Raw genomic sequence first — 22489 nt, forward strand, 5'->3', positions numbered from 1 at the left:
GGATTGTAGGTAATCTCACCTCCTCAAGTTATTGGTGCTGATGCGCTATGCCGATTATGTGCCGCTCCAGCAGCGCAGGCGCTGGCCCATTCGAGGCTATCCAATGACCGCCGGTCGGCTTCGCTGCCAAGAGCGCGATTCAAGACCGCCGTTTTAACCCCCTCATCTGAAGGGAGCAAAGCAAGGGGCTCCGGCGCGATATAGGGGCCATAATCCTTGGCGCGAATCGCGGTCACGGCGGCGTCGAGCGCTTCGAACTCGCCCTTGCCAGTGTGCTTGGCCAGAAGTCCCTCGGCCGTGGCGCAGGGCGTCCAGATCTGCCCGTCTTGCGTTCGCCCCGTCACCTTGCCCCAGGTGAGGCGGAGCGACCCATTCGCGTCGGGATACACGGGCCGGCCGATCGTCTTCCGATAGGCAAGTAGACCCTGCATGTAGATCGCGCGCGCCGCCTGCGTGCGGCCGGCGCGGTCCTTCTCCGCGCCCTCTGCGGCTAGGTCGCCGGGATAAAGCGCGGCCGCCAGCTTGATGAAAGGGTCGTCCGATGCCTCGAAGACAGCAGCCGGCCTGTCGAGCCAGTCGAGCCGCGTGGCCGTGTCGGCGAGTTTGGTGTCATCATAAAGTCGATCGACGTCGATTTGGCCCAGAGCGGTATCGAACGCAGTGTCGCGGTCTTTCGCCTCCAGCCGGTGATATTCCTTGAGCGCGCCGTCGAGCAGCTTGCGATCGACGTCGGGCAGATACTGGCATTCGACGTGTGACAGTCGATCGATGGTCTCGTTGCGGTCACCGTCCTGAAAGCCGCCTTTGCGGGCGGCATCGGGCTTCTCGTGCTCCTTCGCCCAGCGATAGAATGTGCGCGCGGAGGAGAGGATCTGCGCTTGGCCGAGCAGCGCCTCCCCAGCCCCTCGAGCGAGGCCCGGCTGTTCTCCGGAGATCGCCAGCCAGCTTCTTCTCGTAGTTTCCCACGCTTTGCAGGATGGAGGCGTAGCGGATCTGCGCGTCGCGGTTGCCTGCCGTGGCCTGCTTTATCTCGGCGGCATAATCCGAGAGCGGACGCTGGTGGTTGCCACTTCCACGGAGCAATTGCTCGGCGCGCCGGCGCGAGAGCGTGCCTTCCTTTAGAAGGAAAATGATCGATTTATTCCGAACTGGTCCGCTTTTTGCAGGAAGTCTCTCTCTGACAAAGCCCGCTGTCCGTTCGCGAAATGCGATGATGGGGGATCGATTTGCTGGTGGAGCCCCTATGGCAACTGCTGAAACCTTCTATGACGTCATTCGCCGCCAGGGGATCACACGGCGCAGCTTCACCAAGTTCTGCAGCGTAACGGCCGCGAGCCTCGGTTTAGGCCCGGCAGCGGCGACAGCCATGGCCGAGGCTCTCGAGACGAAAGAGCGCGTGCCCGTCATCTGGATGCACGGCCTCGAATGCACCTGCTGTTCGGAGAGCTTCATCCGCTCGGCCAACCCGCTGGTGAAGGATGTCGTTCTGTCAATGATCTCGCTCGACTACGACGACACGATCATGGCAGCGGCCGGCCATCGGGCGGAAGCCATCCTCGAAGAGACCAAGGAGAAGTACAAGGGCAAATACATTCTCGCCGTTGAGGGCAATCCGCCGCTCAAAGAGGACGGTATGTTCTGCATCGACGGCGGCCGACCTTTCGTCGAGAAGCTTAAATGGATGGCGGAGGACGCGATGGCGGTCATTGCCTGGGGTACTTGCGCCTCTTGGGGCTGCGTACAATCGGCAAAACCTAATCCGACCCAGGCGACACCGATCGACAAGGTCGTCCTCGACAAGCCGATCATTAAGGTCCCGGGGTGTCCGCCGACCGCCGAGGTGATGACGGGCGTCGTCACGTTTATCACCACATTTGGCAAGCTGCCCGCTGTCGACCGGCAGGGCCGGCCGAAGATGTTCTATTCTCAGCGCATCCACGACAAGTGCTATCGCCGCCCGCATTTCGACGCGGGCCAATTCGTCGAGGAATGGGATGACGATGGCGCTCGCAAGGGTCACTGTCTCTATAAGATGGGCTGCAAGGGGCCCACCACCTACAACGTCTGCTCCATCATGCGCTGGAACGGCGGGGTCTCCTTCCCGATCCAGTCGGGCCACGGCTGCATCGGCTGCTCGGAAGACGGTTTCTGGGACAATGGCACCTTCTATGACCGGCTGACCACCATCCACCAGTTCGGGATCGAGGCGAATGCCGACAAGGTCGGCATGGCCGCGGCCGGCGTCGTGGGCGGCGCGATCGCCGCGCATGCGGCTGTGACCGCCGTCAAGCGCGTAACCATAAAGCGCGAAAAAGCCGACTCTTAACCCTCTAGGCAGGAAAATCACCATCATGACGATCCGAACTCCGAACGGCTTCAAGCTGGACAATTCCGGCAAGCGCATCGTCGTCGATCCCGTTACCCGCATCGAGGGGCATATGCGGGTCGAGGTCAATGTCGATGAGAACAACGTCATCCGCAACGCCGTGTCGACCGGCACGATGTGGCGCGGCATCGAAGTGATCCTGAAGAACCGCGACCCGCGCGACGCCTGGGCCTTCACCGAGCGCATCTGCGGCGTCTGCACCGGCACCCATGCACTCACTTCGGTGCGCGCGGTGGAGAACGCGCTTGGCATCACAATCCCCGAAAACGCCAACTCGATCCGCAACCTGATGCAGCTCGCGCTGCAGGTTCATGACCACGTGGTGCACTTCTACCACCTCCACGCCCTCGACTGGGTCGACGTGATCTCGGCGGTTTCGGCCGATCCGAAGGCGACCTCCACGCTCGCGCAGTCGATGTCCGACTGGCCGCTCTCCTCGCCTGGGTATTTCAAGGACATCCACAGCCGGCTCAAGAAATTCGTGGAGTCGGGCCAGCTCGGCCCGTTCAAGAACGGCTATTGGGGCAACGCTTCCTACAAGCTGCCGCCGGAGGTCAACTTGATGACGGTGGCGCATTATCTCGAAGCGCTCGACTTCCAGAAGGAGATCGTCAAGATTCATACGATCTTCGGCGGCAAGAATCCGCATCCGAATTGGCTCGTCGGCGGCGTGCCCTGTCCGATCAACATCGATGGCACCGGCGCCGTCGGTGCGATCAACATGGAACGGCTGAGCATGGTGACCTCGATCATCGATCAGCTGATCGAGTTCAATGACAAGGTCTACATCCCCGATATTATGGCCATAGGCTCGTTCTACAAAGACTGGCTCTATGGCGGCGGGCTCTCCGGAAAGAATGTGCTCGCCTATGGCGACGTGCCGGAGTACGCCAACGACTATTCAGATGCGAGCCTCAAGCTGCCGCGCGGCGCGATCATCAACGGCAACCTTGCCGAAGTGCATCCGGTCGATCACGCTGACCCCGAGCAAATACAGGAATTTGTCACCCACTCCTGGTACAAGTATCCCGACGAGAGCAAAGGCCTGCATCCATGGGACGGCGTCACCGATCCGCATTACGAACTCGGCCCCAACGCCAAGGGCACCAAGACCAATATCCAGCAGCTCGACGAGGACGCCAAATATTCCTGGATCAAAGCGCCGCGCTGGCGCGGCAACGCCATGGAGGTCGGGCCGCTCGCCCGCTGGGTCGTCGGCTACGCCCAGAACAAGGCCGAGTTCACGGACCCAGTCGACAAGGTGCTCAAGGACCTCGGCCTGCCTGTCTCGGCGCTGTTCTCGACGCTCGGTCGTACGGCGGCCCGCGCGCTGGAATCACAATGGGCGGGCTACCAGATGCGCCATTTCCAGAACAAGCTGATCGCCAACATCAAGGCCGGCGACTCGAGCACCGCCCAAGTTGACAAGTGGAGCCCTGAGACTTGGCCAAAGGAGGTCAAGGGCGTTGGCTTCACCGAGGCGCCGCGCGGTGCGCTCGCCCACTGGATAAAGATCAAGGACGGCAAGATCGACAATTACCAGTGCGTCGTCCCCACCACATGGAACGGTAGCCCACGCGATCCGGCCGGCAACATCGGCGCCTTCGAGGCATCGCTGATAGATACACCGATGTCGGACCCCGCTCAGCCACTCGAAATCTTGAGGACCATCCACTCCTTCGATCCGTGCCTGGCATGCTCAACACATGTCATCAGCCCGGACGGTCAGCAAATGGCCAGGGTCAAGGTCCGGTGAGGAGGTTGGGGTATGAGTATCCATGAAACTCCCGCCGCCGCAGACGCACATGGCGAAAAGGCGGTCCAGCGCCAGAGCGTCTATGTCTATGAGGCCCCGGTGCGCATCTGGCACTGGGTCAACGCCTTCGCCATCCTGACGCTCGCGCTGACCGGTTACTTCATCGGCTCGCCGCTGCCTTCGGCGCCCGGAGAGGCGAGCGCCAATTTTCTGATGGGCTGTATCCGCTTCATCCACTTCGCGGCGGGGCAGGTCCTCGTCGTGTTCCTGATCCTCAGGGTCTACTGGGCATTCGTCGGCAACACTCATGCTCGCCAGATCTTTTACGTGCCGTTCTGGAGCGTCCATTTCTGGAAGGAATGGCTGCACGAGGTGCTGTGGTATACCTTCCTAGCGCGGCAGCCGACGAAATATGTCGGCCACAATCCGCTCGCCCGGTCTACCATGTTCCTCATGTTCACTCTGCCGCTTTCCTTCATGGTGAGCACAGGCTTCGCGCTCTATAGCGAGGGAGCCGGCCGCGACAGCTGGGAATATGCGCTCTTCGGCTGGATGTTCTCGATCTGGCCGAACAGCCAGGACATCCACTCCCACCACCATCTCGGCATGTGGGTGGTCCTCGTATTCACGATGGTCCACATCTATGTGGCCGTGCGCGACGACATCATGAGCCGGCAGAGCATCATCTCGTCGATGATTTCGGGCGTGCAGCTCTTCAAGGACGGGGAGGGCTAGATGGCCAGCCCTACCCCGGCACCCTCGTCAGTGTTACGCATTCTCGTACTCGGCATTGGCAACATTCTCTGGGCCGACGAGGGTTTTGGCGTACGCGCGGTGGAACAGTTCCATAAGACCTACCAAGTGCCCGATAGTGTCACTATCCTTGATGGCGGCACGCAGGGGCTCTACCTCGTCCAGTTCGTCAACGAGCACGATCGGCTGATCGTCTTTGACGCCATCGACTACGGTCTCGAGCCGGGCGCGATGAAGGTGGTGTTGGACGACGAAGTGCCGAAATTCACCGGCGCCAAGAAGTTGAGCCTGCACCAGACTGGATTCCAGGAGGTGCTGAGCGCCGCCGACCTAATGGGGCACTATCCGGCGCGACTGGCCCTGATAGGCTGCCAGCCTCTTGATCTCGAGGACTGGGGCGGTCCGCTGACAGCACCGATCAACGCGGTCATACCCGCGGCCGTCGAAACGGCGGTTCAGATACTGAGAAGCTGGGGCGTCGCGGTGAGGGCGCGACCGGATGGAGCGGTGTTTCTGCCGCTGCTCGAAAACGACATCGATTGCGAACATTACGAGCGGCGCGCCGAGTCGGCGCGTTCAACTAGTGAGGGGATCCCATGAATTGCCGGAAAATGACGGTGGCGCTCGCCGCGCTTACGCTACCGGGCGTCGCCCATGCCCATGTCGGGCTGCATGCCGATGGCACGCTTGCAGGTCTCGGCTATCCGTTCAGCGGTTTCGATCATATCCTGGCGATGGTTGCGGTTGGCTGCGCGCCGACCCTAGGCGGCAAGGCCCGATGGATCGTGCCCTCCACCTTTGTCGCGGTGATGGCGATCGGCGGCAGTATGGGCACCTATGGCATCGCGCTTCCGATGGCTGAGACCGGGGTCGCGCTGACGGTGGCCGTGCTCGGTACCTTGGTGGCCTTAGAGGCCTTGGTGGCCTTCGAGGTAAAGGTTCCTACTTCAGTGGCCGGGACCGTGGTCGGGATTTGCGCGCTCTTCCAAGGCCATGTCCATGGTACCGAACTGTCGAGAAGGGCGCATGCGGGCGACTATGTGGCCGTTTTTCTCGGCGCTACGATCGTCCTTCATCTCATTGGTTCGGGCTGGCCTCGCTCAAGTCCGACAGGGCCAGAGCGGCCGCGGCGCGAATCGACGGCGCGGCTGTCACCCCCGCTGGCGCGGCTCTGCTTGCGGGCTGAACCATCCCCCACCGCTGAGACCTGCCGGGAGCCGTATGGGGCACCCTACGCCCCGCGCCTACCCATTCCGCCGCTCGGAACGGAGTAATGTCATGTGCATCGGCATTCCCATGCGCGTCGTCGCGGTTAACGAGTTTGTCGCGCAATGCGAACGTCACGGCGCGATATTGTCGATCTCACTCACGCTGGTCGGCCCGCAGCCGCCCGGCACCTATGTCCTCACCCATCTCGGCTCGGCCATCCGCGTACTCGATGCCGACGAGGCGCGCGTGATCGACGATGCGCTGTCGGGTTTGGCCGAAGCGGCAGAGGGAAGAGCCTTCGAGACCTTTTTCTCCGATCTCATCTCCATCGAACCGGAACTACCATCGCATCTGCGCGACAAGTGAAAAATCCCGGACTGGAACTTGCATCCAGATCTCGGTGACGCTCAAGAAGGCGAAAAGTTTTCATCCAACATTCTTCAGTCTGGCACGCTGTTTGCAGGCCATCGTTCCGAACGTCCTGCATGGTGATTTGTGGAGGAGAGAATGCCATCTGCCGTGGTGCGCGCCCTGAGCGAGCGGGTGCGCCTTCCTGTTGTCGACGAGACGAACATCGATGTTTTCCTCGCCTCGACAACGGGCGAGCCTGTCAATGCCGTGTTGTTCTTCACCGGCGATCCGTCGCAACGGCCCGAGGTCGATGACGTCGCCGTCATTCTTCCCGAACTCCTGCGGCTCTTCCGCGGCCGCCTGCGCGGCGCGGTGGTCCGCCGCACGGCCGAGGACAAGCTCAAGACGCGCTTCAACGTCGTCGTCATGCCAAGCCTCGTCGTGACGTGGCGGGATCAGCTCGTGGGCGTGCTCGGTAACGTCCGCGACTGGTCGGAATATATCGAGAAAATCGGCGCCTGCCTCGCGCCCGACGCGCCGGTCGTGGTGCCCTCGGGCGGACCACAGGTCGTTATGCCCGTGCCGGCAGGTGAGATCGTGCGATGAGGGCCGGTTTTCGGGTTTCCCCCAATGGCGAGGATGCCGCGATGACGGTTATGCAGATCGGCGCCGAACCGCAACTGGGTGCCCGCAAGTTCAATCTCCTCGCCACCAGCAGCGGCGAAGAGATGATCCGCCGTTGTCGTCGGATGGCGATGCTCCTGCCGGAACTGGCCGACGCGCTCGCGGTTCAGAAGGCCGACGAGCCGGGCCGGCTGTTCGACATCACCGATTTCGCCGGTGAGGACAGAGAACTGATTGCTCAAACTCTCGGCGAGGGTGAGATTGCCGGCGTCGCGGCCCTTGCGAACGGCATCACGGCGCAGATGCAGGAAGCGGTCATGGCCGGCCTCTGGCGAATCCGATTTACCGACGGCGAGGGCAGGCGCATTGCCGACTATGTCGAAGTGGCAAGTATCCCGGCCGCCGTCCGGCAGGCCCGTTCGGTGCTGCCAGCATCGATCAGCCACGGGCCGGCCCCGCCCGGCGCCATGAATATCATGCCCGTGCTAAGCGAGATCGGCGACCGGATCAGTCGTTATCGCGATGGCGATCCAGGATATGTTATAAACTTCTCGCTCTTCCCAATGAGCCCGGAAGACATGGCCTTCTTGCAGGAGACGCTGGGTGCAGGCCCGGTACAGCTCACTTCACGCGGCTACGGAACCTGCCGTATCGTCGCGACCGGCACGCGCAATGTCTGGTCGGTCCAAATGTACAACGCCATGGACACGATCATTCTCGATACGTTGGAAATCTGCGGCATTCCCTCGGTCGCCATCGCCGCCGAGGAGGATTTCCGCGACTCCGAGGCGCGGTTGCGCGAGATTGAGGAGGCGTATTTCAAATGAGCGCCTTCGAGAATTTCGGTAAGCGCGAGACCGTGTCCGACGAGGACCGAATGGAATGCGGCATCTGCTGGCACGTTTACAATCCCGCCGACGGCGATCCGGTCTGGCAGATCCCGGCCCGCACGCCGTTCTCCGCGCTGCCGGAGGACTGGCGGTGTCCGAATTGCGATGCACTGCAATCGAAGTTCATGAGGCTCGGCGATGATAGCTGATGACGGAGCGGCAGTCGATCCGGCGCGGGCGCTCGGCTTGCGGCTCGAGAGGCACTATCGGCAGATCCACGCCACGGCCATGGTGGATGTACCGATCTGCAATGCCGCGCTCGGCGTCGCGGCGACCGGCTTCCGGACCTATAGCGGCCGCGCCTTCGGGATCGTGACCACGCCCTGGTTCATGAACCTCGTGGTTGCGGATCTGCCCGATGGAACGCCCGCCGCTCCGGCCGCCGCGGGCTCCACGGTCCGCATCGGCCTGCCTGCGGGCGAGGTCGACTTCATCGTCGGCGAACTCGACGCGGTCGCCCGTGTCGATTCCTGTTCACTGTTCTCTCCTGTCTTCGAGTTCTCGACCATGGAGGCGGCACTTGAAATCGCCGAGGAGGCCGTCCGCGCCCTCTTCAAGCCTGGCACGCTCGTACCGCCGCCGTCGCCGCCCGCGATCTCTAACCGGCGTGATCTGCTGCGCGGGCCCTTCTCTCGGCGCGAGGAGACTTCGGAATGACGCTCCTTCTCGGGGCAGGCACGATCAGTATCGAGGTGACGGTGTCACGCGCGCTTGCCCGCTCCGTCTCGGTGAAGGCGAACCGCCTGAAGGGGCTGACGTACATGTTCGTCGGTCGCAGACCCGAGGAAGCACCCGCGCTTGCGCCGCAGGTGTTCTCGCTTTGCGGCTTTGCGCAATCGGTGGCGGCCCGGCTTGCCGTCCTCAACGCGGCGGACCTGGCAATGAACTACGAGGAGCGCGCGGGCGCCAGCGCGGGAATGCTGGCGGAGCGGATATTCGAAACGCTGCGCGCGCTCATCCTCCATTGGCCGACTCCCCTGCCTGCACCGCTTGCCGCGGCCGCCGGTAAACATCTCCGCGAGGCGCTGGCCGCCTCGAAGGCGATTATCGCGGAGGTCAAGGCCCAGAGAATCGACCGGTCGCACCTGGCGGTGGCGACCGAGCGGCTTTCCGCTGCTGTCACCGCGCTCGGAATCCCTGGTCAGGGCGATGCGCCCTTGTCGGGGACAGCCTGGGCAGCGATGCTTCGCGACGTCGAGAACGACCATACCTTCACCGGCCGCAGTCCCGATGCGCTGACCATCAAGGACGACGCGGAAGTCGTAATGCGGCTCTGCAACGAGCCCGGCTATGCCGACCTGCCGCACCTTTTCGGCCGCGTAGCGGAAACCGGCGCATATGCCCGTTTCGCGCCCGCCGGCTTCGTCCCGGCATCCCATCTGGCGCAGCGCCTGCGGGCCAGAACCGCCGACGTCTACATCTCGCTTAGCCAGCTCATGGCTCTTGCGAGGACAGGCGAGTTCGACTGGACTAGGCTCGCCTCCAGCGGGCCTACGCCGCGCCAGGGTGGCTATGGTGCGGTCGAATGCGCGCGCGGACGGCTCTATCATCAGGCCGAGATCGGAGACGACGGCAGACTTTCAGCCTATCGCATTCTCGCCCCGACCGAATGGAACTTTCATCCAGCCGGCCCCTTCGTCGAGACACTTTTGTCGTCGTCGATCGGGACCAACGAGGCTGCCGTCCGGTCGGTATCCCGGCTCGCGGTCCTTTTCGATCCCTGCGTGGCCTTCGAGATCGATGTTCGCGAGGTTGGCGATGCATGAAATGTCGCTGATGGAGAGCGTGATCGAGATCGTCTGCCAGACGGCGCGGCAGAACGGCGCGACGCGGATCAAGTCGGTCCGCCTCGATGTCGGCGCGCTCAGCCACGTCGATACGTATGCGCTGCTCTTCTGCTACGAGGCGGCGCGGTACGGCACGATCGCCGACGCCGCCACGCTGGAGATCAATCGCATCGCCGGCGAAGGCTGGTGCCTCGATTGCGGCAAGACGGTAGCCCTGGAAGAGCGGTTCGGCGCCTGCCCGAACTGCAAACGGCACCGCGTCCAGATGACGGCAGGCGATGAATTGAAGATCAGGGACATGGAGGTGATCTGATGTGCACGGTATGCGGTTGCGGGACGTCGGCCATCGAGGGCAACAAGCACGAAGCGAGCGGCCACGGTCACGGCCATGACCATGACCATCACCATGGTCACCACGATCGTGGCCACCACCACCGACATCATGGCGCCCACGAGCACGACCAACAACCCCGGCACGGCAGCGTCGATTATGGCTACGCCATTTCCGGCGTGCATGTTCCGGGGATGAGCCAGGAACGGATCATCCAGGTGGAGCGGGATATCCTTTCCAAGAACGACGCCTATGCGGCCGAGAATCGGTGCTATTTCGGGCGCCGGGGCATCGTCGCCCTCAACTTCGTCTCCAGCCCCGGCTCGGGCAAGACCAGCCTGCTAGTCCGCACGATCAATGACCTGAAGAACCGCCTCTCGATCTCCGTCATCGAAGGCGACCAGCAGACCTCGAACGATGCGGCGCGGATCCGCGAAACCGGGGCGCAGGCGATCCAGATCAATACCGGCAAGGGCTGCCACCTTGACGCCCACATGGTCGGCCATGCGGCCGAGGAACTCGCGCCGGAACCGGGCTCGGTGCTCTTCATCGAGAACGTTGGTAATCTCGTCTGTCCCGCCGCCTTCGACCTCGGCGAGGCCCACAAGGTGGTGGTGCTCTCGGTCACCGAGGGCGAGGATAAGCCGCTCAAATATCCCGACATTTTCGCCGCTGCCGACCTGATGATCCTCAACAAGGCCGACTTGCTGGCGCATCTCGACTTCAATGTTGGGCTCTGCATTGCAAATGCATTGCGCGTCAATCCGCGCTTGCAGACGCTAACCCTCTCCGCCCGCACGGGAGAGGGGATGGAAGCCTTCTATGCCTGGCTCGAATCATCCGCTCCCCACCGGCCCGCGCGGCCGAAGGTGGCATGACCCATGGCGGGGGCGCTTGCACGACCGACCGCAAACCCGGTCCGGCGGCTGAGACTCCGAGTGCGCGGCGCCGTGCAGGGCGTCGGGTTCCGACCGTTCGCCTACAGGCTTGCGCGCACCATGCGGCTCTCAGGCTTTGTGATGAACGACAGTGCCGGCGTGCTGATAGAGATCGAGGGCCCGGATGCGGGCCGCTTTCCCGATGCGATCCGGACCCAGGCCCCGCCGCTCGCCCGCATCGATTCAATCGACGTGCTCGAACTCACGCCAGCCGGCGGCGAGCGGTTCGAGATCCTCGAGAGTGTGAGCGGCAGGAGCGCGACCCGAATCGGTGGGGATGCCGCGACCTGCGCCGAATGCCGCCGGGAACTTACCGATCCCGCGAGCCGCTTCTTCGGCTATCCCTTCGTCAACTGCACCCATTGCGGGCCGCGATTCACCATCACCCGCGCGCTTCCTTATGACCGGGCGCAGACCTCGATGGCCTCGTTTCCGATGTGCTCGGCCTGCGCGGCCGACTATGTCGACCCGGAGAACCGCCGCTTCCATACCGAGCCCGTCGCCTGTCCCGAATGCGGGCCGAGGCTCAGCCATCCGATTGGCGAGGTGGCCGCCCGGGTTGCTAGCGGCGCGATCGTCGCTCTTAAGGGAATTGGCGGGTTCCATCTGCTTTGCGATGCCCGGAATAATGCCGCCATCGACCTCCTCAGGCTGCGCAAGGCGCATAACGAGAAGCCGTTTGCCGTCATGGTGCGTGACATCGAGGCAGCCCGGCAACTCGCGAAGCTGACCGAAGCCGAAGAGGCGCTGCTGATCTCGGCGGCAAGTCCGATAGTCCTCGTCGAAGCTCGAGCAGGCGAAGTCTCCAACGCCATCGCGCCCAAACTCGGCCGCATCGGCGTGATGCTCGCCTATGCCCCGTTGCACTATCTGCTGTTTGATGCGCTGGCGAAGCGCTTGCCTCGTCCTCTCGCGCTGGTCACGACCAGCGCTAATGCTGGCGGAGAGCCGCTTGTCGCGGAAAATGCCGATGGCGTTCGCCGACTCGCCGCGATCGCCGATCTGATAGTCACCCATGACCGCGACATCGCCGTCCGCGCCGACGACTCCGTCATGCAGGTGATCAACGGCGCCCCTGCCTTCATCCGACGCGCGCGCGGATTCGTGCCGGAGCCCGTCGATCTCGGCGAGGATGGTCCCTCGGTAATTGCCACCGGCGCTGATTTGAAGAACACCGTCTGCGTAACGCGCGGGCGCGAAGCCTTCCTGTCGCAGCACGTCGGCGACCTCGACAATGCCGAGGCGATCAGCTTTCAGCGCGAGGCGATCAGCCATCTGTGCTCGATCCTCGACGTGCAGCCGGAATTCGCCGCATGCGATCTGCACCCGGATTTCCGCTCGGTGCGGATGGCGGAAGGTCTGAATTTACCAATCGTGCCGGTCCAGCATCACCTCGCCCATGTCGCGGCGGTGGCGGCGGAGCATCGTATTAAGGGGCGGGTCGTCGGTCTAGCACTCGACGGCCACGGCTTCGGCACCGACGGCACGAGCTGGGGCGGCGAAATGCTCGTCATCGACGGACATCGCTGGCAGCGCGCGGGAGCGCTCGCGCCGCTACCGCTGCCGGGCGGTGACCGTGCGGCTCGGGAGCCTTGGCGCATGGGTGTTGCTGCGCTTCAGGTGGCGGGATGTCTCGATCTCGCACCACAGCTCTGGCCGGCCCATCAGGGCGTCGCGCGTCTCAGGACGATGTTCAAGCGCGGCATGCAGCCGTCCCCGACAACCAGTCTAGGCAGGCTTTTCGATGCAGCTTGCGCGATAGCGGGCGTTCGTCTCGTCCAGAGTTACGAGGGGCAGGCCGCAATGGAGTTCGAAGCTCTGGTCCGGGCGCCGCGCCGGCTCCTCGACGGGTATACCGTCCGGGACGGCGTGCTCGATTTCCGAGCTCTCATCCTGCACCTCGCCGGGCAAGGTCTTTGCGACGGAGATGCCGCGGACCTCTTTCACGGAACGCTGATCGCAGGGCTTGCGGATTGGGCGGAGCAAGGAGCGCGCAGCCTCGGTACGAAGCAGATCGCGCTGGGTGGCGGATGCATGATGAACGGCGTCCTTGCGACCGGGCTCATGCAAGCGCTCCGCTCATGCGGCCTCGATCCCTATCTGCCGCGCTTGGCGCCGGCCAACGACGGTGGCATCGCGCTCGGCCAGGCGGCTTATGCGCGGCAGGTCATCATGAACGAACATGCGTGAGTAGAGGAAAACCGTCATGTGCCTAGCCGCCCCGGTCCAGGTCAAGGAATTGCTGCCTGATAACATGGCGAAAGCGACGATCGGCGGCGTATCGAAGATCGTTTCGATGGCGCTCCTCGACGATGTGAAGGTCGGCGACTACGTCGTGCTTCACGTAGGCTATGCGCTGGCGAAGATCGATCCGGAGGAGGCGGAGAGGACGCTCGCTCTGATCCGCGAAGCTGCGATCGGAGGTGCGGCATGAAGTATATCGACGAATATCGCGACGGCAGGCTCGCCAAGGACATCGCGCGGCGGATCGGCGCGATTGCCGACCCAACCCGCTCCTATCACTTAATGGAGTTCTGCGGCGGTCATACGCATGCGATCTCGCGTTACGGCCTCGAAGACCTGCTGCCCGCCAATGTGCGGATGATCCACGGGCCGGGCTGTCCCGTCTGCGTGCTGCCGATCGGCCGCATCGACGCGGCGATAGCGCTCGCGATGCGGCCGGAAATCACGCTCTGCACCTATGGCGACCTGATGCGCGTGCCTGGTTCGAACGGATCCAGCCTTCTGAAGGCCAAGGCGGCCGGTGCTGACATCCGCATGGTCTATTCGACGCTCGATGCGCTGAGGATCGCCGAGGCCGAGCCGGAGTGCGAAGTGGTGTTCTTCGCCATCGGCTTCGAGACCACCACGCCGCCCACCGCGTTGGCGCTCAAGGCGGCGATTGCAAAAGGGCTCGGCAATTTCTCAATCTTCTGCAACCACGTGCTGACGCCGGCGGCCATCCAGAACATCCTCGAAAGCCCGGACGTGCGCAAGCTCGGCGCGATCAAAATCGACGGCTTCATCGGCCCCGCCCATGTCTCGACCGTCATCGGCACCGAGCCATACGAATTCTTCGCCGAGGAATTCGGCAAGCCGGTGGTGGTGGCGGGCTTCGAGCCGCTCGACGTCATCCAGGCAATCCTGATGTTGGTCCGTCAGGTCAATGACGGCAGGCACGAGGTGGAGAACCAGTACATCCGCGCCGTCACCGCGATCGGCAACGAGAAGGCCAAGGCGGAAGTCGCGGAAGTCTTCGAACCGTGCGAGAGCTTCGAATGGCGCGGCCTCGGCGAAGTTCCCTATGGCGCTCTGCGGCTAAGGGCGCAATATGCGGCCTACGATGCCGAGAGGCGCTTCTCGATGGTGATCCCGGCCGCCAAGGACAATCCAGGCTGCGAATGCGGCGCGATATTGCGCGGTGTCAAGAAGCCGGCTGATTGTAAGCTGTTCGGCACGGTCTGCACGCCCGATACGCCGATGGGGTCGTGCATGGTATCGTCGGAGGGCGCCTGCGCTGCCTACTGGACCTATGGCCGCTTTCGCGAAAAGGCGCCGCAGGTGGACGCGGGGAGGGCGGTGGCATGAGTGTGATGATCCAGGCTCAAAGGCGCAAGCTCGACATCGCCAACGGCCGTGTCGACCTTTCGCATGGCGCCGGCGGCCGCGCCATGGGCCAGCTGATCGAGGGCATCTTCCACAGGGCCTTCGACAATGACTGGCTGCGCGCCGGAAACGATCAGTCGGCATTCGCCGTGCCCGGTGGGCGGATGGTGATGACGACCGACGGTTACGTTGTCTCGCCGCTCTTCTTTCCCGGCGGCAACATCGGCACGCTCGCCGTTTACGGCACGATCAACGACATCGCCATGGCGGGCGCGGTTCCGCTCTATCTCTCGGCGAGCTTCATCATCGAGGAGGGTTTCTCTCTCGTTGACCTCGGCCGGATTGCCGACAGCATGGGCGCCGCCTCGCGCGACGCGGGGGTGCCGATTATCACCGGCGATACCAAGGTGGTCGAGCGCGAAAAGGCGGACGGCGTGTTCATCTCGACTGCCGGCGTCGGCCTAGTTCCTGCCGGGCTCGATTTGCAGTCGAACGCTGCCAGGCCCGGCGATGCGGTGTTCATATCCGGCACTATAGGCGACCATGGCGTCGCCGTGATGTCGAAGCGCAAGAACCTTGAATTCGACACGGCGATCGTCTCGGATAGTGCCGCGTTGCACGGTCTTGTGGCCGACGTGGTCGCGGCGGGAGGTAGCCATATCCGGCTGATGCGCGATCCCACGCGCGGCGGCATTGCCGCGGTGCTGAACGAGATCGCCAGTCAGTCGAACGTCGGTTTCCACATCGAGGAGGAGGCGATTCCGCTGAAGCCGGAAGTCGCTGCGGCCTGCGAGTTGCTCGGCCTCGACCCGCTCAACATCGCCAACGAGGGGAAGCTCATGGCGGTCGTGGCGCCCGAGGCTGCTGACGTGGTGCTGGCGGCGATGCGGGCCCACCCGCTCGGACTCGAAGCGTCGCTTGTCGGCCATGCGGTGGCGGACGAAAACTGCTTCGTGCAGATGGCGACCTCGTTCGGGGGCCGCCGGATCGTCGACTGGCTATCTGGCGAACAGTTGCCGCGGATCTGCTGAGGCCGACCGATGCGGATACTGCTCCTCGGCATAGCTTCAATTCGCTTTCCCAGCGCCTGCAGGTCGACCTGCGGCGGCCCGGCACGGGGTGTCCTGTGGAACTCGCCATCCATGGCGCCCTCAGCCGCGGAGCGGTGACCCTGTTTTTACCGGACCTGGTGATTGCTCCGTTTCTCAAGCGAGCCATCGCTGGGGGATGTATGGCGCAGGGGCGCCCTGCGTGATCGCGCATCTTGGCTACGCGGCGACCGGGGGCCGAGCGCGCTCCACGGGGCGATACTAGATCGCGAAGGGGGGCGCGGTTTCCTGCCCAATGACCTGATGTAGCGTCTTGGTGGCGATCACGAGCGGGGGCATTTATCGGCAACAAGATGCAAGGCCCTGATCGATAAGGCCGTTGAACAATACCAACTCACCACCGGCGGTGCCTTTGCTCCGATTTATATGCGAACGGCGAGGAGGAGATCCTCGCAGGTGACTGGACAGATTAGGGTTCTTCGGGGCGAATAAACCTAACCTTGAGCAAAGGGCGCCTCTATTCGCAAAAAAGAAACCCCGGCGAACAGCTTTTGGCCAAGCCGGAACTGGCCGGGATGTTTGCTTCGACCTTCCCCAAGCCACCGGAGAGCCTGCTCGGTGGAGGACACTGCAAGCCCATGCGGAATCCCCGACGCACCGGCAACGATGCTTAGTGAGGGATCAGCATAAGCATCATGTCTAGATGAAAGCGATTGCACCCTTTGTCGGCTTTTAGACAATATGTCGGACGGAGACACTGGACTGTTTAGACTGAACATATTGTTTTCAAAGGGTTTTCTCCTTGGCACGGCATTTGCGTGGACACGGGCAACGACCCTACCACGAACCAGAGGCCGCCGATGGAGCTTGATTCTGCACGCTGTGATTCGACAAACCTGCATCCCCGCGCGGAGCGACAGTTTCCCACGGATGGAGTTACCCGGGAGCTGGTGCAGTTCGCCCAAACCCGCGAAGAATGCCAATTCGGTCTCATCTTTGGATCGTACGCCCTAGGAAAACGCGGGCGAGACATTGACGTTAAATTCTTTGTGTCTGGCGACGTAAGCGCGCAGTGTAGATCTGCATACACGAGCTTTGTCCAACGTATAAACGAGAAAATAGGTGCTCCGCCACTAACAGATGAAGATGTACCGTTCCACTATAAGGTAGTTCGTTCCGAGCGTATAATCGAGAAGGCCTTAAATCTGGTGCCGTTCAAGTGTAGTCGCGGTTTAGTCATTCCGATGATGGAGTTCTCCAAGTCCTTTCTGAGATCCGAGTTGTGCCAAATGCGCACAGTTCTGAGCGCCATAACCACTCCGCACGTAGTTCTTGTAGATCGACGAGGTGCGTATGAAAATATAGCTAGGAAAGCTGCGAGATCGCTAAACGTGTTGATTTCGAAAGTTTATGGCTTCGACTATCAAAACGAGGAAGAATTCTTTCGATGCTTGACTGGACAGTTCGAAGGACGTCGTCCGGTTGAGCATCTCGGCTACAAATCGTCTCCGGAACACAAGCAGTGGCTGCGGGACCTGATGCTTTGGGCGCATAGCTAATACTTTTCTCAACCCAACGGGAGGATGACGCGTGGAGGGTACCGAGCGCGCAAGCGAGCGATCTGCTCGCGCAATCGAAGAGAACTATGATCTGGTCGCCGGGGAGGATTTGCTTCACAGAACGCTCAATCAATGCATTGCTTTTAAAATGCGCTCCGGGGCGGGATATGGTCACGGTCCCGATGAAAGCGCGCGATTGAAGCGAATGTACGTAGGGCAAGCTCCGGTTCGAGGCTGCAGTTTTGAAGAGCTGGAAGATGAAATTGAGCTTGTTTTGGAGAATTCCTTCAATTTTTCCTCCCCGAACTTCCTGGGCTTCCCCGATGCAGGCAACAGTGTTGCGGCTTTGTCGGGCGCTTTGGTTGAGGCGCTAGCCCAGCAGAATATGAACAACTCGACCTTTGCCGCGAAGGCAGCAACTTTCGTGGAAGTGGCGACCGTATGTTGGCTACGTAGATTGGCGCAATTTCCTGAAATCGCCGAAATGCAGTCGGTCTTGGACGTAGGAGGGGTGGCCGTCACAGGAGGTACTATGGCCAACCTCTATGGCATCCTCATGGCGAGGAAACGTTTCAATCCGACAGTCTCAAAAGATGGGCTGCGCCAAGGCAAGAAGGTTAGAATACTGATCCCGGCGGGCCTCACGCATTACTCCGTGGTGGGAGGTGTCGCAATTTCGGGCATGGGTACTGATGCCATACTACCGGTGCCCACACGGGACTACCGATACGATCTCCAAGAACTCGATCGCATACTACGCAATTGCTTGGCTACCGACGAGTATCCTATATGCGTGGTAATCAACGCTGGGGATTCACGGACGCTTTCAATCGAGAAGATCGATGTCGTCATCGATTTGGTGAAAGAGCACGCGCCGGACGCATGGATCCATATTGATGCATGCCATGGCGGCCAGTTGCTGTTCAGCAAAGAGCGGCGCAGTCGCCTTCAGGGGATCGAGCGCGCCGATTCGATTTCCCTGGATCCCCACAAAGTACTCTCAGTGCCTTACACATGCAGCTACTTCCTAGTTCGCGACACTTCCGAGTTCGTTGGGTTTTGTACCTCCTCAACCCTTGTTATGGACGACCCTTGGTCGTTGGGGCAGCTAACCCCAGGGATCGGAAGCAAGTCCTTCTCAAGTCTGAAGCTATATCTGCAAATTAAAAAACTAGGGCTGGATGGAATGGCTACCCTAGTGGACCGGCGTTGCGCGTTGGCCGAGCAATTTTATCATCAAGTAGAAGCCGACGGTGAGTTCCAAACTCTGCTCGACGTTCCCGACATCAACTCTGTTCCATTTGTGTACATTGGGGGTGCAGAATCAACGTTTACGTTAGATGAAATCTCTAGACTGAACAAAGCTATATACGCGAGAATGACCCAACTAGGTATTTTTTACTTTCACGGGTTCTTGCTGAAGAACGACTCTCGAAGGTTCAAATATGAGCCTGCAGGGAAGATATTCTGCCTGCGATTTATGTCAGGCAATCCAGAGGTTACGTCGGATATGCTCCGGGCAGGCTTAGAGCATATTAAAACAATAGGCCGCGAAATTGTCAGCAAGGGTGCACCATGAGGATCTCCTTTCGAACTGTGCAGCTTTGTCCCTTACTCCTTGCGAACCGAATGAGATCGCACGCCCAGTGCCAACATCATATGGGAGTTAGAAGATGGCTGAAGATGAACCACATGGCCTTGATCGTGGACTGACAAATTATGGTGATCGGGACTTCGCGCGCTTTCTGCGCCGTTCTTTCGCTCGATCGCTGGGAATCTCTTCCAGTCTTTTCAACAAGCCGATCGTTGGAATTGTAATGACGCCGTCCGGCTTCAACAACTGTCATCGTATGATGCCGGAACTCGTTGAAGCCGTCTCTCGGGGCGTGCTTGCAGCGGGTGCGCTGCCGCGTCCATTCCCGACCGTGTCATTGGGAGAAGTCTTCCTGAACCCGACCAGCATGATGTACCGCAATCTGATGGCAATGGACACCGAGGAGATGATTGGTGCTCAGCCCATGGACGCCGTGGTTTTGATCGGCGGTTGCGACAAAACGGTGCCCGCGCAGCTTATGGGAGCGTCCTCGGCGGGTTTACCCGCGGTCCAGTTGGTTACCGGAGCAATGTCAACTGGCCGCCACCGCGGACAAAGACTTGGCGCATGTACCGACTGTCGAGGCTTCTGGTCCAAATACCGGGCAGGGACCGTTGATGCGCAGGAAATCGCGCAAGTCGAGGGTAGACTGTCAGTGACGGCAGGTACGTGCGCAGTCATGGGAACTGCATCGACGATGGCATGCCTCTCCGAGGCGCTCGGGATGTCGTTGCCGGGGACCGCAGCGATTCCCGCCGTCCACAGCGACCGTCTTGTCGCGGCCGAAGAAAGCGGCCGGGCCGCTGTCCGTTTGATTGAAACGCGCATTACTCCAAACCAGGTGATCACCGAGAAGTCGGTCGAAAACGCCATTCGTGTCCTGATGGCACTCTCGGGTTCAACGAACGCCATTGTCCATTTGACTGCCATTGCCGGCAGACTAGGCATTCGAATTTCGCCAGAGAGGTTCAACGAGATATCTGACGAGACACCAGTCCTTGTCGATCTTAAGCCCATAGGGCAAGGTTACATGGAAGACTTCCACGCGGCTGGCGGCATGGGCGCTCTGCTACGCGAACTCGCCCCTCTTCTTCACCAGGATACAGTCGATATCGAAGGGAGGACTCTTGCAGAGCGTTTGGAGGAGCCACTTGATTGGATCGACCGCTCGATAATTCGGTCTTTTGACGAACCGATTTCCCCGGTTGGCGGTTTGGTTGCTCTTTCCGGAAGCCTCGCTCCGGATGGAGCAATCTTCAAGCGGGCGGCGGCGACTCCGGAACTGTTCGAGTCTGACGGACGCGCAGTGGTGTTCACTGGATTGGAAGATCTGAGCCGTCGTATCGACTCCCCTGGTCTAGACGTGGAGCCGGGTGACATTCTGGTTCTGCAAAATGCCGGCCCGCATGCTGCAGGGATGCCCGAGGCTGGCTACCTCCCGATCCCGAAAAAGCTCGCCCAGGCGGGCGTGAAGGACATGGTGCGAATTTCAGACGCCCGTATGTCCGGTACTGCCTTCGGATCCATCGTTCTGCATGTTGCGCCAGAGGCCGCTGTCGGCGGACCATTGGCCGCTGTGCGGGACGGTGATCGAATCCGCTTATCCATCAAAGAAAAGCGCATAGACCTCATGGTCGACCAGGATGAGATCGCGCGTCGGATGGCGGACTTTCAACCGCCCCCGTCTCCAAGCCGCGGGTACAAGGCTCTCTATCGCCGAAGCGTAACCCAAGCCCCACAGGGATGTGACTTCGACTTCCTCGCTAGCGATTTTGCACTTGGGAGGAGAAAATGGAAGTAGTCAATCAAGTTTCTCTTATAAGGCGTGTATTCACACGTCTGATGCCGGTGCTGTTCGTGTATCCTTGCCTATATTGATTGTATCAATGTCGGCTTCGCTGCAATCCATATGGATTCTGATGTCGGAATTTCACCTTACATCTTCGGGCCTGGTGCGGGCGTATTCTTCTTTGGTTACTTCTTGTTCGAAGTTCCGAGCAATCTAATACTGGAAAAAGTTGGCGCCCGCCGTTAGATAGCGCGCATTATGATTTCCTGCGGGGTGTTATCAGCAGGAATGTCTCTCGTGCAGGGACCCACCCGTTTTCATCGGGCTTCGGTTTCTTCTGGGCGTCGCGGAAGCCGGCTTCTTTCCAGGTGTAATCCTATATCTCACCTGCTGATTTCCGCAGGAGTGCCAAGCGCGCATCTTGGCAGCGTTCATGGTGGCCATACCGGTCGCTTTAGCAGTAGGCGCACCTCTGTCTACGCTTAACCTTCAGATGGACGGCATCGCAGGCCTAAAGGGTTGGCAATGGCTGTTCATCCTTGAAGGAGTACCTACCGTTCTTTTTGGTTTGTCTTCTTCGCCGCCATGCCCGACAGGCCGCGTGACGCGCGTTGGCTTTCATCGATGAGAGATCCTGGCTACAGAACGCGATCGACAGTGAGCAGAGGGCCTTGGCTGCAGAGCACACAACGACCTTGGGGAGAGCGCTCGCCGATGGCCGTGTCATGGCACGTTCATTCATTTACGGGACGCGCTGGATGGGGCCGTAGCCCGCATAGCTTGCCATCGCAGCTAGGTGATGCAGCTCTCGGAGCAGTTCTTCGTACCCCGTCTTCTCTTTTCTCGCCTTCCGGATCTTCATGCGCAGGGCGACGGCCATCTCGCGCCAGGCCGCGGGCAGGGGCAGATGTCTGCGCGCTATTGCGTAACGTTGGTCGGGATCGTCCTTGATGCGCTCAAGGGCATGCCAGAACTCGCCGTTCTCCGGCGGTGGCCCAGGTGCCTGCGATATGACCGTGCCGTCAGGCTCCTCGCGGGCCACGAAATCCCACATGCCGCGATCCAAGGCGCGGGCTTCTTCGTCTGTCGTGGTGTCGACCCAGTGCCGCGGTGGCAACGGTTACTTCTCGAACGCTTTGAAGAGGTTCACCCACTGCTCCTGAAGTTTGGCATCAATCCTGTCGAGACCCCGGTTCAGAAGCTGCTGCTTTACACGGCGCGCCAGAGGAACCTTCCAGCCGTGTTCAAGGGTAAGACCTTGCGCCGCCGCCCAGTTCTGAATCTGTGGAACGATCGGACCTGACTTGCGGTAGTTCGCGAATTCGTTTTCCGGCTCGCTGACCCTGTATTCGCGGTCAACGGCGTCGGCGATAAATTCCGGAGGAATGAGATCTTCGACCTCGCTTCCGTCAACTTCCGTGAACTCCCGGACGTTCAGGACCTTGTCCTTGTGCTCTGTGTAGAGGGTGTTCTTGAGATCCAGCGCGGCCTGCTGGCCAGGCTTGTCGTCGTCAAGCAGGGCAAGGGGAAGGTCGTCGTCTCTTCCCGTCAGCATGCTCGCGATCTGTTTCGCCGTCTTCGCCCCGCCGGACGGTGGAAACACCAGTTCGCGGGCCGGAGCGATCTTCCCTGCGTGGATGAGAAGGATCTTCATCGCTGTCAGGTAGTGCTGATCGGAAGGGCCTTCGATGATGATGGGTTTGCAACCCACCATCAGGCTTTCGGCGATGGTCAGGTTCAGCGCGGAATGCACAGCATATGCCTTGGCGGCAAGGTCGACCGTCATCGGCATATCATCACGAGCAGGGCGTAGGCCGCACGGTACGGCGAGCTCGAGCAGGTGATCGGTCCGGGTCTGTGGGCGGCG

General features: G+C 61.1%; 22 protein-coding genes. 19 read left to right on the forward strand and 3 right to left on the reverse strand.

Translation table 11 applies throughout. The features are described from left to right. Positions 1 to 23 precede the first annotated feature (23 nt). Positions 24 to 941 carry a S46 family peptidase gene (locus QN224_RS29215; protein WP_336621134.1) on the reverse strand — a complete coding sequence of 306 codons (918 nt, stop codon included), beginning with the start codon at positions 939 to 941 and terminating at the stop codon, positions 24 to 26. Between the two features lie 302 nt (positions 942 to 1243). Here QN224_RS29215 and QN224_RS29220 point away from each other — a divergent pair, with 302 nt between their 5' ends. The 19 genes from QN224_RS29220 (at position 1244) to QN224_RS29310 (ending at position 20634) form a co-directional block, all read left to right on the forward strand. Further along, complete coding sequence (locus QN224_RS29220) at positions 1244 to 2326, forward strand: hydrogenase small subunit (RefSeq protein ID WP_283979511.1); 1083 nt, start codon at positions 1244 to 1246, stop codon at positions 2324 to 2326. A gap of 25 nt (positions 2327 to 2351) precedes the next feature. After that, on the forward strand, positions 2352 to 4142 hold the full coding sequence (locus QN224_RS29225; protein WP_283979512.1) for a nickel-dependent hydrogenase large subunit: 1791 nt from the start codon (positions 2352 to 2354) through the stop codon (positions 4140 to 4142). Positions 4143 to 4154: 12 nt separating this feature from the next. Next, positions 4155 to 4877 carry a Ni/Fe-hydrogenase, b-type cytochrome subunit gene (gene cybH, locus QN224_RS29230; RefSeq protein WP_283979513.1) on the forward strand — a complete coding sequence of 241 codons (723 nt, stop codon included), beginning with the start codon at positions 4155 to 4157 and terminating at the stop codon, positions 4875 to 4877. Next, a complete protein-coding gene (locus QN224_RS29235; protein ID WP_283979514.1) occupies positions 4878 to 5495 on the forward strand; it encodes a HyaD/HybD family hydrogenase maturation endopeptidase in 618 nt (205 codons plus the stop codon). Continuing rightward, on the forward strand, positions 5492 to 6169 hold the full coding sequence (locus tag QN224_RS29240; protein ID WP_283979515.1) for a HupE/UreJ family protein: 678 nt from the start codon (positions 5492 to 5494) through the stop codon (positions 6167 to 6169). The genes QN224_RS29235 and QN224_RS29240 overlap by 4 nt, the downstream gene beginning before the upstream one ends. 4 nt (positions 6170 to 6173) lie before the next feature. Then, a complete protein-coding gene (locus tag QN224_RS29245) occupies positions 6174 to 6470 on the forward strand; it encodes a HypC/HybG/HupF family hydrogenase formation chaperone (protein ID WP_283979516.1) in 297 nt (98 codons plus the stop codon). A 141-nt stretch (positions 6471 to 6611) separates the two neighbouring features. After that, positions 6612 to 7061 carry a hydrogenase accessory protein gene (locus QN224_RS29250; protein WP_283979517.1) on the forward strand — a complete coding sequence of 150 codons (450 nt, stop codon included), beginning with the start codon at positions 6612 to 6614 and terminating at the stop codon, positions 7059 to 7061. Next, positions 7058 to 7906, forward strand: a complete 849-nt coding sequence (locus QN224_RS29255; RefSeq protein WP_283979518.1) for a hydrogenase expression/formation protein — start codon at positions 7058 to 7060, stop codon at positions 7904 to 7906. The genes QN224_RS29250 and QN224_RS29255 overlap by 4 nt, the downstream gene beginning before the upstream one ends. After that, positions 7903 to 8118 carry a rubredoxin gene (locus QN224_RS29260; protein WP_283979519.1) on the forward strand — a complete coding sequence of 72 codons (216 nt, stop codon included), beginning with the start codon at positions 7903 to 7905 and terminating at the stop codon, positions 8116 to 8118. Before QN224_RS29255 ends, QN224_RS29260 begins: the two co-directional genes overlap by 4 nt. Continuing rightward, positions 8108 to 8626, forward strand: a complete 519-nt coding sequence (gene hybE, locus QN224_RS29265) for a [NiFe]-hydrogenase assembly chaperone HybE (protein ID WP_283979520.1) — start codon at positions 8108 to 8110, stop codon at positions 8624 to 8626. The genes QN224_RS29260 and hybE overlap by 11 nt, the downstream gene beginning before the upstream one ends. Then, a complete protein-coding gene (locus QN224_RS29270) occupies positions 8623 to 9735 on the forward strand; it encodes a nickel-dependent hydrogenase large subunit (RefSeq protein ID WP_283979521.1) in 1113 nt (370 codons plus the stop codon). The genes hybE and QN224_RS29270 overlap by 4 nt, the downstream gene beginning before the upstream one ends. Next, positions 9728 to 10069 (forward strand): hydrogenase maturation nickel metallochaperone HypA, encoded by a 342-nt coding sequence (gene hypA, locus QN224_RS29275; protein WP_283979522.1) that lies wholly within the window; start codon positions 9728 to 9730, stop codon positions 10067 to 10069. The genes QN224_RS29270 and hypA overlap by 8 nt, the downstream gene beginning before the upstream one ends. Then, the gene (hypB, locus tag QN224_RS29280) at positions 10069 to 10965 is read left to right on the forward strand and encodes a hydrogenase nickel incorporation protein HypB (RefSeq protein WP_283979523.1); all 897 of its coding nucleotides are present in this window, start codon (positions 10069 to 10071) and stop codon (positions 10963 to 10965) included. The genes hypA and hypB overlap by 1 nt, the downstream gene beginning before the upstream one ends. 3 nt (positions 10966 to 10968) lie before the next feature. Beyond that, positions 10969 to 13215, forward strand: a complete 2247-nt coding sequence (gene hypF, locus QN224_RS29285) for a carbamoyltransferase HypF (RefSeq protein WP_283979524.1) — start codon at positions 10969 to 10971, stop codon at positions 13213 to 13215. 16 nt (positions 13216 to 13231) lie between these two features. Then, positions 13232 to 13459 carry a HypC/HybG/HupF family hydrogenase formation chaperone gene (locus tag QN224_RS29290; protein WP_283979525.1) on the forward strand — a complete coding sequence of 76 codons (228 nt, stop codon included), beginning with the start codon at positions 13232 to 13234 and terminating at the stop codon, positions 13457 to 13459. Then, positions 13456 to 14613 carry a hydrogenase formation protein HypD gene (hypD, locus tag QN224_RS29295; protein WP_283979526.1) on the forward strand — a complete coding sequence of 386 codons (1158 nt, stop codon included), beginning with the start codon at positions 13456 to 13458 and terminating at the stop codon, positions 14611 to 14613. The genes QN224_RS29290 and hypD overlap by 4 nt, the downstream gene beginning before the upstream one ends. After that, complete coding sequence (hypE, locus tag QN224_RS29300; RefSeq protein ID WP_283979527.1) at positions 14610 to 15662, forward strand: hydrogenase expression/formation protein HypE; 1053 nt, start codon at positions 14610 to 14612, stop codon at positions 15660 to 15662. The genes hypD and hypE overlap by 4 nt, the downstream gene beginning before the upstream one ends. 1608 nt (positions 15663 to 17270) lie before the next feature. Then, a complete protein-coding gene (locus QN224_RS29305; protein ID WP_283979528.1) occupies positions 17271 to 18818 on the forward strand; it encodes an aspartate aminotransferase family protein in 1548 nt (515 codons plus the stop codon). 94 nt (positions 18819 to 18912) lie between these two features. Beyond that, a complete protein-coding gene (locus tag QN224_RS29310) occupies positions 18913 to 20634 on the forward strand; it encodes a dihydroxy-acid dehydratase (protein WP_283979529.1) in 1722 nt (573 codons plus the stop codon). Between the two features lie 730 nt (positions 20635 to 21364). Here QN224_RS29310 and QN224_RS29315 read toward each other — a convergent pair. Both QN224_RS29315 and QN224_RS29320 read right to left on the reverse strand, forming a co-directional pair. Next, entirely contained in the window at positions 21365 to 21739 is a 375-nt protein-coding gene (locus QN224_RS29315; RefSeq protein ID WP_283979530.1) for a hypothetical protein, read from the reverse strand. A 3-nt stretch (positions 21740 to 21742) separates the two neighbouring features. Beyond that, complete coding sequence (locus QN224_RS29320; protein ID WP_283979531.1) at positions 21743 to 22408, reverse strand: hypothetical protein; 666 nt, start codon at positions 22406 to 22408, stop codon at positions 21743 to 21745. Positions 22409 to 22489: the final 81 nt, after the last annotated feature.

The organism is Sinorhizobium sp. 7-81, from assembly GCF_030124405.1.
GTDB lineage: Bacteria > Pseudomonadota > Alphaproteobacteria > Rhizobiales > Rhizobiaceae > Sinorhizobium > Sinorhizobium psoraleae.